Genomic DNA, 17,477 nt, shown 5'->3' with positions numbered 1-17,477 from the left:
GGCCCATGCCTTCCTTCACCCCGCGCCAGTTCGTTCTTCTTGTGCTCCTCACCCTCGCGTGGGGCTTCAACTGGCCGGTGATGAAACTCGGCGTGGCCGACTACCCGCCGCTGGCTTTCCGCGCCATTTCGATCTGGCTGGGCGTGCCCGTGCTGGCGATGGCGCTGGTCGTGATGAAGGTGCCGTTCCGCGTGCCGCGCAGCGCGTGGCCCGAGCTGGTGTGGCTGGGCGCGACCAACATGTTCGTCTGGCACGCCTGCATCATCCTCGCGGTGAAAGCACTCTCAGGTGGGCGCGCCGCGATCCTGGGCTACACGATGCCGGTGTTCTCTGCGGTCATCGGCGCGCTGCTGTTCTCGGCCGTGCTCACGCGCCGCGCATGGACCGGCGTGGGCGCCTGCGCCATCGGCGTCGGGCTGCTGCTGTGGCACGAGCTCACCGACTTCGCCGGCCGTCCCGGCTACGTGGCGCTGGCGCTGGTGGCCGCCGCCACCTGGGCGCTGGGCACGCAGCTGCTGCGCCACACGCGCATCGGCCTGCCCACGCTCACGCTCTCGTTCTGGATGACGGCCATGACGGCCGTGGTGATGACGGTGCTGTCGCTGCTGTTCGAGCGCGATCAATGGCGCTCGCCGGGCGCCGTGACCTGGGGATCGATCGCCTACAACGCGGTGCTGATCTTCGGCTTCGCGCACGCGGCCTGGTTCTACCTGGCACGCGGCCTGCCGCCGGTGGCCTCGACCTTGAGCGTGATGTTCATCCCCGTGCTCGGCGTGTTCAGCGGCGCCGTGTGGCTCGGCGAGGTCGTGCATTGGCAAGACTGGGTGGCGGTGGCGCTGATGATGGTCGCCATTGCCTCGGTGCTCTTGCCTTCACGCAGCAGCAGCAGCAGCAGCAGCGCGAAGGCCTGAACTCAGGTCGTCGTCTGCACGTGCAGGCGGCTGGTCTTGCAGCGGTGCAGCGCGCGGTAGTGTTCCAGCGGCCGGCCGTTCGCGCCGTAGGCGATCGATTCGATGCGCAGCAGCGGCTCGGGCTGCGGCAGGTCGAGCAGGCGGCAGGTCTCGGCGTCGGGCAGCACAGCGTCGATCCAGCGTTCGGCGCGCACCAGCCGCACGCCGTACTGGCGGCGCAGCACGTCGTACAGCGAGCGGTCGTCCAGCCGCGTGCGGTGCAGGCCCGGCGCGAGGTCGGCCGGCACGGCCGTCTCAACCAACAACCGCAGCTCGCCATCGACGCTGCGCAGGCGCTTGAGGCCGACAACCTGCGCGTCTTCGGTGAGGCCCAACGCGGCGGCCTCTTGCGCGGTGGCGGCGCGCAGCTCCTGCACGAGGATCTGCGTGCGCACCGAGCGGCCCTTGCGTTCCATCTCGTCGGAAAAGCCCAGCACGGTGGAGACGAAATCTTCGTCGCGCTCGCGCGCCGACACGAAGGCGCCGCGCCCTTTGATCTTGTAGATGAGGTTGTTGCGCACCAGGTCGGCCAGCGCCTCGCGCACCACGATGCGCGAGATGCCGAACTGCTCGCCCAGCTCGGCCTCTGACGGCAGCTTGGCGCCGATGGGCAGCACGCCCTGCAATATCTGCAGCCGGATGGCGTCGCGAAACTGCGCCCACAGCGGCGATTCGGAGTTGCGGTCGAGCGAGGTCGTCGACACGGTGTTGTCGGAGGCGGTGGTGAGGGTCACGTTAGGTCGGGCCGAGGACGGGGCTGGCCATCAATGATGCATCGAAAGCGGAAGGCGCCGGCTCGTTGGCCGCCACCGGTTGCAGGCGCACGCCGTGACGCTCGCGCAGCGCAGCAGCGCAGGTGCGCAGCTCTTCATGCGCACGGGCCGCATCCCAGCCGAGGGCTTCGGCGGCCACGCCGGCGATCTCGGCGAGCGCGTCGTCGGTGACCAGCCCGCGGATGGCCAGCAACGTGCGGCGGATCACGAGGTCGTCCAGGTGCACGACGCCCGTCTCCATGCACAGGTACGAGAGTTCGGCCGCCGAGTACCCGGGCGCGTGGCGCAACGGCGTGTCGCCCGAGGCCGCGAGGCGCTGCGCCAGCGGCAGCGCTTTCGAGCCGTAGCGGCGCAGCAGGCCCAGCGCGCGCGTGCGGCCCAGGCCCGAGCCCGCCGTCATCTTGTCGATGAAGCGTTCGGTGGCCGCCGCATCGGCCGGCAACTCGGCGCCGCCGCCGATCGGCAGCGACTCGGTCGAGGCGGTGCGCGAGCGGCCCAGGTGGCGCAGCACGTGGTCGGTGGCTTCTTCGGCCAAGGCGCGGAAGGTGGTCCATTTGCCGCCCACGAGGCCGACGATCGGCACGTCGCGCGTGGCGCTCGGCGGATCGACCACCACCGAGTGGTCGCGCGAGATCTGGCCCGGCTTGTCGGCGTCGGAGCGCGCCAGCGGGCGCACGCCGACGTAGGTGTAGATCACGTGGTGGCGGTCGAAGGCCATGTTCGGGAACACCTCGCGCAGCACGTCGATGAGGTAGTCGATCTCGGCCGGCTCGGTGACGATCTGGTCGGGGTCTTCCACCGGGATGTCGGTGGAGCCCACCAGCACGCGGTCGAGGAAGGGATAGACGATGCACACGCGCCCATCGACCGCCTCGAAGTAGGCCATGCGGCCATCGAGCGCATCGCGCAGCGCCGGGTGGTCGAGCACGAGGTGCGAGCCCTTGGTACCCATCACGCGCGGGCCGGCACCGCCGAGCACGGCCGCGCTGCGGTCGAGCCAGGCGCCGGTGGCGTTCACCACGGTGTCGGCCGTGACACGCACCAGCGCGCCGGTGATCTCGTCGCGCAGCGTGAGGATATTGCCCGCGCAGCCCGTCACGCGGCAGTAGTTGGACGCCACCGAGCGCGGTTGGTCGCGGCAGGCGTCGCCGATGAGTTCGAGGATCAGCCATTCGGGATGGCTGATCCAGGCGTCGAAGAAGGTGGCGGTCCAGCGGATCGCGGCGCGGAACAGGCGGCGGTCATTGGTGGGCACGCGGCTGATGCGGTGGCCCGGCATCACGCGCTGGCGGCGGCCCAGCAGGTCGTACAGGCGCAGGCCCGCGGCCACGGCCAGCAGGCCGCGCGTGCGCTGCGGCGGCGTGCGCCCGAAGAACTTGAGCGCGCTGCTCAGCAGCCCGCCGAAGAAACTCGACAGCGGCACCACGGTCTTCAGCGGCTGCACCAGGTGCGGCGCGTTGCGCAGCAGCAGGTTGCGCTCGCGCGTGGCCTCGGCCACCAGCGAGAAGCTGCCGTTCTCCAGGTAGCGCAGGCCGCCGTGGATCATGCGCGAGGGCGCGCTGCTGGCGCCGGCGCCGAAGTCGCCCTTGTCGACGATGAGGCAATCGACGCGCTGCAGCGACAGGTCGCGGAACACGCCCACGCCGTTGATGCCCGCACCGACGATCACGGTCGAAAAATGGCGACCTTCGAGCGAGGCCGGACGGACGAAAGGCAGTTGCCAGGCGCTCATGGAGAAACCTCCGCGCTGCGCGCTGCGGTGCTAGCGCCTTCGGGCGGCCGGGCGGCGCTCGACGCACCGCCCGCGAGATGGTTGAAGACAGGAGACATGCGATCGATCAGTTCGTTGAATTCGGCGTTGAAATCGGCATGGGCCCGCGCGTCGCGCGCGTCGGGTTCGATGAGTTCGCAGGGTGCGCGCAGCGGGCTGGCGGGCCCCGCGTCGTCGAGGTCCTGCGACATCGCGGCATACAGGGCGGCGCCGCGCGCGCCGGTTTCGTCGTCGGCGCAGCGCTCGACCGGGTGGCCCAGCAGCGCCGCGAGCAGGCGCACCAGGCGCGCATCGCTGGCGCCGCCGCCCAGCACGCTGGAGGCCGACACCGGCAGGCCCTGCGACGCGAGGCGCGCCGTGTGGCGCGCATGCAGCGCGGCCACGGCATCGACCACGGCGCGCGCCATGTCGGCCGGCGTGTGGTGGCTCTTGAGCCCGACGAAGCCGGCCGTGATGCCGCCCCCGCCGTTGATGAAGGGCAGAAAGCGCAGCCCGTTCGCACCGAGCGGCACGCCCATGGCCAGGTCGACCACGGCGCGCGCATCGGGCAGCCCGAGCGCACCGGCCAGCCACGCGATGTTGGCCATCGACGAGGGGCTGTTCTCCATGTACAGGCGCTCGCGCGTGCGGCCGAAGTTGACGAGCGCGGCGACCTGCGGCTGCGGCTCGGTCACCGGGCCGATGACCGCGTTGACGCACCACGTGCCCAGCACCGACACGGCGCGGCCGCGGTCTTCGGCGCCGATGGCGGTCATCGAGGCGAGCAGGTCGATGGCGCCCATCGCGACCGGAATGCCGGCGGGCAGGCCGCACAGCGCCGCCTCGGCCGCGCGCAGCCGGCCCATGGTCTGGCCGCTGGGCACCAGCGGGCCGAAGGCGCGCGGCCCGAGGCCGTCGATGCCCGCGACCTCGAACGCGAGGGGCGACCAGTCGCCGGTGGCCAGCGAGAGCAGGCCGGCGGTGCTGGCGTCGCTCGCGTCGGTGGCGATCTCGCCGGTCAGCAGGAAGCCGAGGTAGTCCTTGGCGAACAGCAGGCGCTGCAGCTCGCCGCGCTGCACGGCGTCGGCCCCGAGCAGCTCGGCCGCAATCACGGTGGGCTGCCCGGGCCAGGGGCGGCAGCCCACGTCCACGAACAGCCGGTCGCCGTGGCGTGCCGAGAGGGCGAGTGCGCGCGCATCGGCGCGCTGGTCGGTGGAGGCGACGGCGCGGCCGCCGACGAGTTCGTGGTGTGCATCGAGGGCGTACAGGCCTGCGCCGTGGCCGGTGCAGCCGATGGCGCACACGTCCGCGGCGCGCGGGCCGAGCTGGCGGGCCACGTCGCCGAGCACGTGGGTCAGCCCCGCGCGAATCGCCGCCTCGCCCACCTCGCAGCCGCCGCCGGGCAGCCGCGCATGCCGCAGGGGCAGGCGCGACACGGCCAGGCTGCGCCCGCTCCCCGCGTCCAGGGCCAGCGCCTTCAGGCTGCTCGAGCCCATGTCGATGCCGATCAGTATTTTGGTCTTCATGTCATAACAGCTTCGGCGGAAAAAAAGACTGTCACCAGTAGCGTTTCCCCTAGTTATCGAGTGAAACGGCCCGCCATTACATTCTAGCCTGTCATAACAACTGTCGTGACACCATGGTCCACAGGTCTGCCACGCAATGGCAGGCCGAAAGCTCTGCCAGTCAACGTGAGGAGACAAAGAATGAGGCGTAATTTCCTGAAGTCCGCAGCCGCCGCCGGTATCGGCCTGGCCGGTGCGAGCGCGTTCGCGCAACAGCAAGCCGCAGCCCCTGCGGCAGGTGCCGGCCTGCGCGGCAATGCCAGCGACGTCTACGTGATGAACGTGATGGTCTCGGGCGTCGAGTACTGGTTCCCGGTCTACGAAATGATGAAGCAGCTCGGCCGCACGCTGGGCGTTCGCACCCGCTACACCGGCACGCCGGAGTACGACGTGAACAAGCAGCTCGCATCGTTCGAGCAGGAACTGGCGCGCAAGCCCGCCGGCATCCTGCTGCACCCGATGAACCCCGATCCGTTCATCGAACCCATCAACCGCGCCGCCGCGATGGGCATCCCGGTCGTGACCTTCGCGGCTGATTCGCCGAACTCCAAGCGCACCTCGTTCATCACCTCCGACAACGACCGCGAAGGCAACCAGGCCGCTGACGCCATCGCCGCCTCGCTGAACGGCAAGGGCGAGTACGCCGTGCTCGAGAACCCGGGCCAGGACAACCACGACCGCCGCATCTCCGCGTTCGTGAACCGCATGAAGGCCAAGCACCCGGGCATGAAGCTGGTCGGCCGCGCCGCCAGCAACCAGGACCCGAACAAGGCCTACCAGGCCGTGCTGAGCCTGGCGCAGGCCAACCCGAACCTGGGCGCGCTGTTCATGCCCGAAGCCAACTCGGCGCTGGGCGCTGCGCAAGCCAAGGTCGAGACCAAGAAGAACATCAAGGTGATGTGCTGCGACGTCAACGCCAAGATCCTGGACATGATCAAGTCGGGCGACGTGTTCGGCGCCATCAACCCGAACCAGGGCATGCAGGGCTACATGGGCATGATGATGCTGTTCCTGGCCAAGAACCCGGGCCTCATCGACCCGATGAACGACGCCAAGCGCAACGGCACCAACCCGATGGCCGTGCCCTTCCTGGACAACGGCCTGGCCGTGGTCAGCAAGGCCAACGCCGACGACTTCTACTGGGACAAGTACCTTGCCCGCCGTGGCACCAAGGGAATCGGCGAGTGAGCACCCCTGCCGCATTGCTTGAACTGCGCGGCATCGCGAAGCGCTTCGGCGCTTCGCGCGCCCTCTCGGGCGTGGACTTCTCGCTGCAGGCCGGCGAGATCCACGCCCTGTGCGGCGAGAACGGCGCGGGGAAGTCGACGCTGATGAACATCATCGACGGCATCCACCAGCCCGACGAAGGCACCATCGCGCTGCACGGCGACACCGTGGTCATCGACGGCCCCGCGCACGCGATGCGCCTGGGCATCGGCCTGGTGCACCAGGAAATCGCCCTGTGCGCCGACGCCACCGTGGCCGAGAACATCTTCATGCCGGAAATCAACGCCGGCCACCAGGCGTGGATGAACTTCTCCGCCTTGAACACGCGCGCCGCCAAGGTGCTGGCGCGCCTGGGCCAGGACATCGACCCGGCCGCGCTCGTGCGCGACCTGAGCATTTCGAACCAGCAGCTGGTGGAGATCGCCAAGGCGCTCACGCTCGACTGCAAGGTGCTCATCCTCGACGAGCCCACCGCCGCCCTCACCGACAACGAATCGGCCGCGCTCTTCCGCGTGCTGCACGACCTCAAGGCGCAGGGCATCGGCATCATCTACATCAGCCATCGCATGGCCGAGATCTTCACGCACTGCGACCGCGCCACCGTGCTGCGCGACGGGCGCAACGTGCACAGCGGCCCGCTCGAAGGCATGACGCCCGACGAGCTGGTGCGCCGCATGGTCGGGCGCGACCTGGGCAACTACTACCCGCCCAAGCAATCCGGCGCCGCTGCTGATGCCAACGCCGGCCCCGTGCTCGAAGTCGACAACATCGCCGACGGCGACCGCGTGCACGGCATCTCCTTCACGCTCAAGCGCGGCGAGATCCTCGGCATTGCCGGGTTGATGGGCGCCGGGCGCAGCGAGCTGGCCGAGACCGTGTGCGGCCTGCGCCCCGCGCGGCGCGGTGCGGTGCGGCTCAACGGCAAGACACTGTCGATCCGCAAGTACAGCGATGCACTGCGCGAAGGCATCGCCTACCTCAGCGAAGACCGCAAGGAGGCGGGCGTGTTCCTCGATCTGCCCATTGCGCAGAACATCTCGTCGATGGCACTGCGCCGCGTCAGCTCGGCCTGGGGCCTGTTGCAGCGTGCGACCGAGCACCGGCTCGCGGTGCAGCTGGGCGCCAAGCTCAACCTGAAGTCGGACGGCGTGGCGATCGAGGTGTCGAGCCTGTCGGGCGGCAACCAACAGAAGGTGGCGATCGCCAAGCTGCTGGCCACGCAACCCGCGGTGCTGCTGATGGACGAGCCCACGCGCGGCGTGGACGTGGGCGCGAAATCCGAGATCCACCACATCCTGCGCGACCTGGCCGACCAGGGCGTGGGCGTGGTGGTGATCTCTTCCGAACTGCCCGAGATCATCGGCCTGTGCGACCGCGCACTGGTGATCCGCGAAGGGCGATTGGCGGGCGAACTGGCCCATGACGAGATGACGGAGGAAGCCCTGCTGCGGCTGGCCTCCGGACTTTGCGAACCCGAAGAGGCAATGGCATGAACTTTCCGACCAGAATCGATGCAGGCGCTGCGGCCACGGCCACAGCCGGCTCCCTGCAACCCCGCCGAACAGGAGACCCCGTGAAGCAGAGCAACAAGCTCACGAGCATGCGCGAGGCCGGGCTGGTGCTGATCATCCTGGCGCTGTGCGTCGCGATGAGCTTCGCATCGCCCTACTTCCTCACCTGGGACAACGTGCGCGCGATGCTGCTGTCCTTCTCCATCGAAGGCATCGTGGTGGTCGGCATGACCATCCTGCTCATCGTCGGCGGCATCGACCTGTCGGTGGGCTCGGTGGTGTGCTTCGCGATGGTGGTGACCGGCAAGCTCTTTCTCATGGGCATGGACCCGTGGCTCGCAAGCCTGGTGGCCATCGGTGCCAGCGGCCTCATCGGCGCCATGATCGGCGGCTGCGTCACGCGCATCGGGCTGAACCACTTCATCGCCTCGCTGGCCTTCATGGTGATCGTGCGGGGGCTGTGCCTGGCGCTCACGCAGGGCACGCCGCAGTCGCTGTTCTCGCTGCCGGCCGAGTTCAAGTTCATCGGCCAGGGCACGCTGTTCGGCGTGCCGGCCGTGATCCTGATCTTCCTGGCCATCGTGATCGTGAGCGACTTCGTGCTGCGCCGCTCGACCCTGCTGCGCCGCGTGTTCTACACCGGCAGCAACGAGAAGGCCGCGCTGTACGCCGGCATCCGCGTGGGCCGCGTGAAGTTCTGGGTCACGGTGCTGTGCTCCGCGTCGGCGGGCCTGGCCGGCGTGATCTACACCGCGCGCTTCGGCGCCGCCACGCCGACCTTCGGCATGGGCATGGAACTCAACGTGATTGCCGCGGCCGTGATCGGCGGCGCCAGCCTCAAGGGCGGCTCGGGCACCGTGCTCGGCGCCGTGCTCGGCCTGGCCCTGCTGTCGGTGGTGACCAGCTCGCTGATCCTGCTCGACGTATCGCCTTACTGGCAGGACGTGATCAAGGGCTTGATCCTGCTCGCGGCCGTGACCATCGACCACATCCTGAACACCCGAAAGACCAAGCGATGAGCAGCGCAACACAGATGAAGAAGACCACCCTGGGGCCCTCGGGCATCGAAAGCTCGGCCATCGGCCTGGGCACCTGGGCCATGGGCGGATGGATGTGGGGCGGCGGCGACAACGCAGCCGCCGTGATCGCCATCCAGGCCTCGCTCGATGCGGGCGTGAACCTGATCGACACCGCACCGGCCTACGGCCTGGGCCGTTCCGAGAGCATCGTCGGCACCGCGCTCAAGGGCCGCCGCCACGAGGTCGTGATCGCCACCAAGTGCGGCCTGGTGTGGCACACGCAGCAGGGCACGCACTTCTTCGAGGAAGACGGCCACCCGGTGTACCGCTACCTCGGTCGCGACTCGATTTTTCATGAATGCGAAGAGAGCCTGAAGCGCCTGCAGACCGACTACATCGACCTGTACATCACGCACTGGCAGGACCACACGACGCCCGTGGCCGAGACCATGGACGCACTGCTGGCGCTCAAGAAGCAGGGAAAGATCCGCGCCATCGGCGTGAGCAACGCGACGCCCGAGATTCTTTCGGAGTACCTGAAGCACGGCCCCGTCGATGCGGCGCAAGAGCTCTACAGCCTCATCGATCGCGGGATCGAGACCACGCTGGCGCCGCTGTGCGCCGAGCACAACGTGGCGGTACTGGGCTACTCGTCGCTGGCGCTGGGCCTGCTGGCCGGGCCCATCGACCCCGCGCGCGAGTTCAAGGGCGACGACCAGCGCGCCACCAACCCGCGCTTCAGCGAAGCCAACCGCGCCAAGCTCAAGGCCTTCTTCGACACGCTGGAGCCGCTGCGCACGCACCTGAGCTGCTCGTTCGGCCAGATGATGATCGCCTGGACCGTGGCCCGCGGCACCGTCTCGGTGGCGCTGTGCGGCGCGCGCGTGCGCCAGCAGGCGATTGAAAACGCCGGCGCCGGTGCGGTCGTGCTCGACGGCGAAGCCTTGCAGCTCATCGACGCTGCAGCCAAGCGCCACCTGGACGCGCTCGCCTGAGCTAGCGCGCCCTTTTCCTCCCTTCCTTTTTCCTCACCACGGAGTTCTTCCTTCATGTCGAAAGACAAGACCGCGCGGCTCAACCGCCTGCTGCACAACGGCCGCTGCCTGGACATCGCCCTCGACCACGGCGTGTGCAACGAGCCCACATTTCTCGACGGCCTGGAGGACATGCCCGGCGTGATCGACAAGCTCGTGGCCGCCAAGCCCGATGCGATCCAGCTCAACTACGGACAGTCCGACCTGCTGCAGAACCGCCCGGGCCGCGAGCGCCCCGCGCTGGTGATGCGCCTGGACATGGGCAACCCCTACAACGCCGTGCACCACCGCGTGATGTGGGCCGTGCTGCAGAACCAGGACGACCCGGTGCTGCCCGCCGTGCAGATGGACGCGGCCTGCGTGGTCGTCAACCTGTTCATGCTGCCCGACGAGCCCGACCTGTTCCGCCAGTGCGTGCAGAACATCGCCCGCGTGCGCGCCGACTGCGACCGCTACGGCATGCCGCTGATGATCGAGCCGCTCGTGATGCAGGCGCCCACCGCCACCAGCCGCTACATGGTGGACGGCGATGCCGAAAAGATCGTCACGCTCACGCGTCTGGCGCGCGAGATGGGCGCCGACATCGTCAAGGCCGACCCCACCACCGACGCCACCGACTTCCACCGCGTGGTGCAGGCCGCGCGCTGCCCCGTGCTCGTGCGCGGCGGCGGACGCGAAGACCTGCAGCAGGTGTTCGCGCGTTCGCGCGTGCTCATGGACCAGGGCGCGGTCGGCATGGTGTACGGCCGCAACGTCTACCAGCACGCCAACCCCTCGGCGGTGGTGAGCGCACTGATGGCCATGATCCACAACGATGCCAGCGCCGAAGCGGCCTGGAACATCTACGAATCGGGCGGCGTGAAATAAGAGCGCCCCGGCGCTGACGCCTTCCACCCGGAAGGCGCCGGCGCCAACCAGCGGGAGAGCAAGACAGAAGAAGAAGCTGGACGGCGGACAACGCATGCGTTGCCCGCCGGGGGCGCGCCTGCGCGTGCGCTTTCCCTGCAAGCGACCGAGTGAGTCGAGAGAACCAAGGACAAGAGGGTTCCCTGCGAACTTCAAACAACCTGGAGGCGACGATGAAGATCCGGTATTTCCTGATGGCGTTCCTGGTGCCGTGCGTCACATTGCTGACGCATGCGGCAATCACCGGGGTCAGTCCGATGACGACCCTCAACAACATGGCCACGGCAGCCGCCGCGGTCGTGGCCGACCCGCTTCCGCTGCAGGGGCCGGGCCTGGGCAACCTCACCTACACCTCGGCGGAACTGTTCAAGCCGGTGTCGATGATCACCAGCCCCAACCACCCGCTCGATCCGGCGCACAGCGACGCCTACGAGTCGCGCGAGGTGCCCGCCACGTTCCCGGGCCGCAAGGACTACGGCATGAACGCCGGCATCATGGTCAACGGCTACTTCCTCACCTCCTTCGCGCCGGACAGCGGCCTCGGCCCGGGCGGCTTCCTGCTGTACGACGTGTCGAATCCGCGCCAGATCCAGCTCGTGAAGAAGATCTACGAGCCCGATGACGCGTCAGGGGGCCGCACCAAGGAGTTCCGCGAAACGCACTCCTTCGGCACCGCGAAGATCGGCGGCAAGACGTATGTGGTGCTGCCCAGCATCAACGGCGTCGAGTTCTGGGACTTCACCGACATCAACGACATCAAGCAGGTGAAGAAGCTGGCACTGCCCGGCGTCAACGCCGGCGACTACGAGAACGTGGCCTGGCAGCTCTGGTGGCAGGCGCCCTACCTGTACGTGGCCTCGGCCGGCCGAGGCATGTTCATCGTCGACGCGACCGACCCCGCGAACGCGGTGGTCGCCAACCGCGGCGCCGGCAAACCCAACCCAGTGCCCACGGGCGAACTCGGTGGTTTCCGCATCGGCCCGATCTTCACCATGGGCAACCACATGGTGCTGACCGCGATGGAAAGCAATGGCGGTTTCGCGAGCCTGGACATCTCGGACCCGCTCAACCCCAAGGTGCTCGATTCCATCGCCGGCGCCACGCCGTTCTATTACGCGACCTGCTTCGACGGCAAGACCGTGCACACCTCCGCACGCGGCAGCGGCGCCAAGATGTACAGCTACGACCTGAGCGATCGCTCGCGCTTCGTGGCCGAAGACAACCGGCTCGTCATCGACGAGCAGCTGTACTGCGCCACGCAGGACAACTACGTCATTCAAGGCGCGCAGACCCGCATCCACAAGGTCGACGTGAGCAATCCGCTCAACCACGTGGAGGTGGGCCGCGGCAGCATCCTGCGCGAGGACGACCCGAACTTCTCGCATTCGGACAACGGCCAGGTCGCGATGTTCGGCAACCTCGTCTTCGTGGGCAACGACCACGGCTCGGGCAGCGGCTTCGTCGTGCATTCGGTCGAGCCCGACACCACCAAGCCCGAAGTGAAGCAGGTCTCGCCCGTGAACGGCGCGAAGCAACAGGCCCTCACCTCGCGCATCGGCCTGGGCATGACCGACAGCATCCGGCCCGAGAGCGTGAACAGCAACACCTTCATCGTGCGTCCGGTGGGCGGCAACACGCTGGCGGGCACCTACAGCGTGCAGCTGGGCATCGTCAACTTCCATCCCGCGCAGCCGCTGCAACCGGGCACCAGCTATGAAGTGTTCCTGCCGGCCAACGGCGTGAAGGACTATGCGGGCAACGCCATCGGCGCCGACTACCGCTCCACCTTCAACACCGGCAACGCCAGCGACATCAACCTGATGCACCACTGGCCGCTGACGGGCAACCTGACCGACCAGATCGGCGCCAACGGCGGCAAGCCCCTGGCCGGCGACGCGTTCGAGAGCATCGGCCTGAACTTCGCGAACCGCACCACGGGCGTGGAGCTGAAGAACGACACCGTGGCCAGCGCGCTGGGCGGCACCGCCACGCTGAGCTTCTACATGAAGACCACGCAGGCCGGCAGTGCCAACTCGTGGACCGCGCCCGGCATCTTCGGTCGCGACCAGTCGGGCGGCACCGACGACGTGTTCTGGGGCTGGCTGGACAACAACGGGCGCATCAAGCTCTCGGTGGGCAATGACGCCGGCACCAGCTCCACCGCGGCCGTCAACGACGGCAACTGGCACCACGTCGTGCTCACGCGCGACGCGGCCTCGGGCGCGCAGGCGGTGTATGTCGATGGCGTGAAGACCACGTCGACCGGCTCCACCGGCACCAAGGGCCTGTCGACCAAGTTCAAGTACATGGGCCAGATCGAAGGCAACGCGGCGCTGTTCAAGGGCACGCTGGCCGAGGTGCGCGTGTATGGCCGCGTGCTCGGCCAGGCCGAGGTGGACACGCTGCGCGGCCAGGCCATCATCGGCGACCCGGGCCTGGGCGGCGGGCCCAAGCTGGTCAACGGCCAGCTCACGTTCAACCCCGCGACGCTTGGCGCCAGCGGCGTGCAGTTCCGCTGGAACTTCGGCAACGGCACGCAGACGGCCTTCTCGTCGGTACCAAACACCAACTACACCTACACCAGCCCCGGCCACTACACGGTGACCCTGACGGTGAAGGACAGCAGCGGCCGCGAGACCTACTACACCTACAACGTGACCGTCATCGCGCCGGTCACCGCGACCGCGCCCACGCACACGACCAACATCGCGGGCGATGCGAGCCGGGTGTACTCGGTGAACCCCGACAGCGGCACGGTGGCCGCCATCGACGCCGCGACCCTCGCCAAGCTGTGGGAAGTGCGCGTGGGCGACGAGGCCAAGACGCTGGCCGTCGGCCCCGACGGCCGCATCTGGGTCGCGGTGCAGGGCGAGGACAAGCTCGTGGCGCTCAACGCCGCCGACGGCTCGCAGTCGGTGTCGATCCCGCTGGCCTACGGCAGCGGCCCGTACGGCGTGGCCTTCACGCCCAACGGCGCCAAGGGCCTGCTCACGCTCGAAAGCAAGTCGGTGCTCATGAGCTTCGACCCGAGCAACGGCACCACCACCGGCGCGCTGGCGCTCGAGGGTGGCGTGCGCGGCATCGCCGTGAGCGCCGACTCGCAGGTGGCCTACGTCACCCGCTTCAAGTCGAAGATGACGGGTGGCCAGCTGCACAAGGTGAACCTGCAGACGCTGACCGCGCTGCAGACCATCCCGCTGCCGGTGGACACCACGACCGTCGACACCGAGAGCCGTGCGCGCGGCGTGGCCAACTACCTGAGCCAGGTGGTGATCTCGCCCGACGGTTCGCGTGCCGTGCTGCCTTCGAAGAAGGACAACATCGTGCGCGGCCGCTTCCGTGACGGCACCGACCTGCCGCACGACCAGACGGTGCGTTCCATCCTGTCGCAGGTGAACCTGCAGGGCGCCGCCGAGGTGTTCTCCGAGCAGATCGACTTCGACGACCGCGCCCCCGCGCGCGCCGCGCTGTACTCGCCCGCCGGCGACTACCTGTTCGTGGCGCAGATGGAAGGCAACCGTGTCGCCATCGTCGACAGCTACACCCGCGCGGTGCGCGGCGAGATCAACGCCAGCAGCGCCCCGCACGGCCTGTACCTCGATGCAGCGCGCAAGCGGTTGTTCGTGAACAACTTCCTGGCGCGCTCGGTGTCGGTGCATGACGTGGCGCAGGTGCTGTCGGCCGAGACCAACGCGGCGATCTTCCTGCAGAACGTGTCCACCGTGGCGCAGGAGCCGATGGCGGCCGCGGCGCTGCGCGGCAAGCAGGTGTTCTACAACGCGGCCGACCGGCGCATGAGCAAGGACAACTACATGTCTTGCGCCAGCTGCCACGCGGACGGCGGCGACGACGGCATGGTGTGGGACTTCACCCAGCGCGGCGAAGGCCTGCGCCGCACCATCAGCCTGCAAGGGCGGCGCGGCACCAGCCACGGCAAGTTGCACTGGACGGCCAACTTCGACGAAGTGCAGGACTTCGAGAACGACATCCGCAACGAGTTCGGCGGCACCGGCTTCCTGAGCAATGCCGACTGGACCGCCACGCAGGCACCGCTGGGCACGCCCAAGGCCGGCAGGAACGCGCAGCTGGACGACCTGGCCGTGTACCTGGGTTCGCTCAACAAGTACATGCGCAGCCCGGCCCGCGCCGCGGACGGCAGCCTGAGCGTGGACGCGGTGCGCGGACAGACCGTGTTCAACACGGCCCAGTGCGCCACCTGCCACACGGGTGCCACCTTCCGCGACGGGTTGCGGCACGACGTGGGCACGATCCAGACCTCGTCGGGCAAGGGCAGCAACCAGCCGCTGGCGGGCGTGGGCTTCGACACGCCGACCCTGTCGGGCACCTGGAACACCACCGCGTTCTTCCACAACGGCCAGGCGGCCACGCTGCAGGACCTGCTCACGGGTGGCCACGGCAACGCCTCCAGCCTGCCGGCGAACGACGTGGTGGCGCTGCGCGAGTACGTGCGCTCGCAGGACACCGCCCCGGCGGTGGTCACGCGGCTGCGCTCCGACCTCAACCCGACGATGTGCGTGAACATCAAGGGCGCCTCGACCACCAGCGGCGCGACGGCGGTGCAATGGCCGTGCGGCAACGCGGGCAACGAGAAGTTCACGATGACGCCCGTCACCGGCGGCTACATGCAGTTCATCGCCGAGCACAGCGGCCTGTGCCTGGCGCAGAACGGCACGGCGACCACGAACGCGGCGGTGGTGCAGGTGGCCTGCTCGACGGGCAACACGGCGCAGTGGAGCCTCGTGGGCGGCACGCTGCGCAACCGCGCCTCGGGCTCGTGCCTGGACGTGCCGAACGGCTCGACCACGCAGGACACGGCGCTGATCACCTGGACCTGCAACGGCGGCAACAACCAGAACTGGACGCAGCTGCCGTAAGCGCCCCAGATCTCACGCTTCGCGCCTGACGCAAAGCCGGCCGTTTCGACGGCCGGCTTTTTTTCGTCTGCCGCATGACCTCCCGCGTCATGGATTCGACGCACCCGTTCTGGAACAGTGGGTCCATCGATTCATCAACCACCAGGAGAAAAAACCATGACCGGCTTCAACATCCTCCCGCTCGCCGTTGCCCTGCTGATCGGCATTGCCGCGCTGGGTTCGTGCCTCGGCATCGCGCTGGTGGGCCAGAAGTTTCTCGAAGGCACGACGCGCCAGCCCGAGCTGGTCGACACGCTGCAGACCAAGTTCTTCCTGGTCGCGGGCGTGACCGACGGGGCCTTCATCATCGCGACCGGCATCGGCCTCTGGTTCGCGACGGCCAGCCCGTTTGGTTGACGTTGGCGGAACCCTCCGGCGAGGGCGCGGCACGGCGGAAGCGACACGGTTCACTGGCACCATTCGTGCTAGTACCGTTGACACCGAATTGTTTACGGCTAAAGTATTTAACTATCAACAGTTCAGTTCTTTTTCCACCCTTCCTTCGCCGGAGAGACCGATGCGCCCCACGTTCCTGAAATCGCCCGCGCTGCCGCGCACCCTGCTCTCGCTGCTGCTGTGCGGCGCCGCCCTCGGTGCCTCGGTGTCGGCCGTCGCCGCGCCGGTCAAGGTCGGTTTGGCCCTGGACATTTCAGGGCCTTTCGCGGCTTTGGGTGCCGAGGCACGCGACGGTTTTGCGCTCGGCATCAAGCAGCTGGGCGGCAAGCTCGGCGGGCAGGACGTGGAGTTCGTGCAGGCCGACATGGCCGGCAGCCCCGACCAGGCCAAGCAGCTGGTCGACCGCATGATCCAGCGCGACAAGATCGACATCTTCAGCGGTCCCATCGGCTCCAACGTGGCGCTGGCCGTGGGCCCGACGCTGTTCAACGCCAAGGTGCCCTACCTCTCGGCCAACGCCGGCCCGAGCCAGTTCGCCGGTGCGCAGTGCAGCCCCTACTTCTTCGGCACCGCCTACCAGAACGACCAGTTCCACGAGGCCGCCGGCAAGTTCGCGCAAGACCGCGCGTTCAAGAAGATCGTGCTCATCGCCCCCAACTACCCGGCCGGCAAGGATGCGCTCGGTGGCTTCAAGCGCCAGTTCAAGGGCCAGGTGGCCGACGAGCTGTACACCAAGCTGGGCCAGATCGACTACGCCGCCGAACTCGCGCAACTGCGCGCGGCCAAGCCCGACTCGATCTACTTCTTCCTGCCCGGCGCGATGGGCATCAACTTCATCAAGCAGTTCGTGGGCGCGGGCCTGTCGAAGGACATCACGCTCGTCACCAGCGGCTTCTCGGCCGACGAAGACGTGATCGGTGCCGTGGGCGAGCCCATGCTCGGCCTGTTCAACACCTCGCACTGGGCGCACGACCTGGACAACGCCGCCAACAAGGCTTTCGTGGCTGCGTTCCGCAAGGAATACAACGGCCGCTACCCGTCGGTGTACGCCGCGCAGGCCTATGACGCGATCCTCGCGATGGACGCCGCCGTGAAGCAATCGGGCGGCAACGCGCAGAACCGCGACGCCGTGGTCGCCGCCCTGAAGAAGGCCAACTACGCCTCGACGCGCGGCACCTTCAAGTACGCCAACAACCACTTCCCCATCGAGAACTTCTACCTGCGCGTGATCGGCAAGGACGCGCAAGGCAAGGTGACGAACAAGCTGATCAACACCGTGCTGACGAACTATGGCGACAGCTACGCCAGCAAGTGCGCAATGAAATAAATAGGCTCGCCCCCAGCCTTCGCGCACTTCGTGTCGCTTCGCCAACCCCCGACCGGGGGCAACACCAGAGGCCCGGCAAAGCCGG

Annotated in this window: 12 protein-coding genes; 9 read left to right on the top strand and 3 right to left on the bottom strand. The window is 68.3% G+C overall.

What is annotated here, in order from left to right:
- The first annotated feature begins 5 nt into the window (after window positions 1-5).
- Window positions 6-911, top strand: a complete 906-nt coding sequence (locus CLU95_RS16940) for a DMT family transporter (protein ID WP_099794692.1) — start codon at window positions 6-8, stop codon at window positions 909-911.
- 2 nt (window positions 912-913) lie between these two features.
- Here the strand turns inward: CLU95_RS16940 and CLU95_RS16935 are convergent, their stop codons facing one another.
- From CLU95_RS16935 to CLU95_RS16925, 3 genes are read right to left on the bottom strand one after another with little or no spacing between them, the layout of a single operon-like run.
- Window positions 914-1,684: a GntR family transcriptional regulator gene (locus CLU95_RS16935; RefSeq protein ID WP_180288626.1), complete on the bottom strand. Its 771-nt coding sequence runs from the start codon at window positions 1,682-1,684 to the stop codon at window positions 914-916.
- Between the two features lies 1 nt (window position 1,685).
- Complete coding sequence (locus tag CLU95_RS16930; protein ID WP_099794691.1) at window positions 1,686-3,455, bottom strand: glycerol-3-phosphate dehydrogenase/oxidase; 1,770 nt, start codon at window positions 3,453-3,455, stop codon at window positions 1,686-1,688.
- Entirely contained in the window at window positions 3,452-4,999 is a 1,548-nt protein-coding gene (locus CLU95_RS16925) for an FGGY family carbohydrate kinase (RefSeq protein ID WP_099794690.1), read from the bottom strand. The genes CLU95_RS16930 and CLU95_RS16925 overlap by 4 nt, the downstream gene beginning before the upstream one ends.
- A 180-nt stretch (window positions 5,000-5,179) precedes the next feature.
- Between CLU95_RS16925 and CLU95_RS16920 the strand changes: the two genes are divergently transcribed.
- From CLU95_RS16920 to CLU95_RS16885, 8 genes are all read left to right on the top strand, one after another.
- On the top strand, window positions 5,180-6,226 hold the full coding sequence (locus CLU95_RS16920; RefSeq protein WP_099794689.1) for a substrate-binding domain-containing protein: 1,047 nt from the start codon (window positions 5,180-5,182) through the stop codon (window positions 6,224-6,226).
- Window positions 6,223-7,758: a sugar ABC transporter ATP-binding protein gene (locus CLU95_RS16915; RefSeq protein ID WP_099794688.1), complete on the top strand. Its 1,536-nt coding sequence runs from the start codon at window positions 6,223-6,225 to the stop codon at window positions 7,756-7,758. Before CLU95_RS16920 ends, CLU95_RS16915 begins: the two co-directional genes overlap by 4 nt.
- Entirely contained in the window at window positions 7,755-8,795 is a 1,041-nt protein-coding gene (locus CLU95_RS16910) for an ABC transporter permease (RefSeq protein ID WP_099794687.1), read from the top strand. Before CLU95_RS16915 ends, CLU95_RS16910 begins: the two co-directional genes overlap by 4 nt.
- Complete coding sequence (locus CLU95_RS16905; protein WP_099794686.1) at window positions 8,792-9,790, top strand: aldo/keto reductase; 999 nt, start codon at window positions 8,792-8,794, stop codon at window positions 9,788-9,790. Before CLU95_RS16910 ends, CLU95_RS16905 begins: the two co-directional genes overlap by 4 nt.
- 54 nt (window positions 9,791-9,844) lie before the next feature.
- Window positions 9,845-10,696, top strand: coding sequence for a class I fructose-bisphosphate aldolase (locus CLU95_RS16900; RefSeq protein WP_099794685.1), 852 nt, complete (start codon window positions 9,845-9,847; stop codon window positions 10,694-10,696).
- A gap of 212 nt (window positions 10,697-10,908) precedes the next feature.
- Window positions 10,909-15,630, top strand: a complete 4,722-nt coding sequence (locus tag CLU95_RS16895) for an Ig-like domain-containing protein (protein ID WP_099794684.1) — start codon at window positions 10,909-10,911, stop codon at window positions 15,628-15,630.
- A 156-nt stretch (window positions 15,631-15,786) separates the two neighbouring features.
- Window positions 15,787-16,026, top strand: coding sequence for a F0F1 ATP synthase subunit C (atpE, locus tag CLU95_RS16890; protein WP_099794683.1), 240 nt, complete (start codon window positions 15,787-15,789; stop codon window positions 16,024-16,026).
- Between the two features lie 160 nt (window positions 16,027-16,186).
- A complete protein-coding gene (locus CLU95_RS16885) occupies window positions 16,187-17,392 on the top strand; it encodes an ABC transporter substrate-binding protein (protein ID WP_099794682.1) in 1,206 nt (401 codons plus the stop codon).
- The last annotated feature ends 85 nt before the right edge of the window (window positions 17,393-17,477 follow it).

Origin of the sequence: Variovorax sp. 54 (genome assembly GCF_002754375.1) — a bacterium.
GTDB lineage: Bacteria > Pseudomonadota > Gammaproteobacteria > Burkholderiales > Burkholderiaceae_C > Variovorax.
This window is presented reverse-complemented; position numbering and strand designations above follow the sequence as displayed.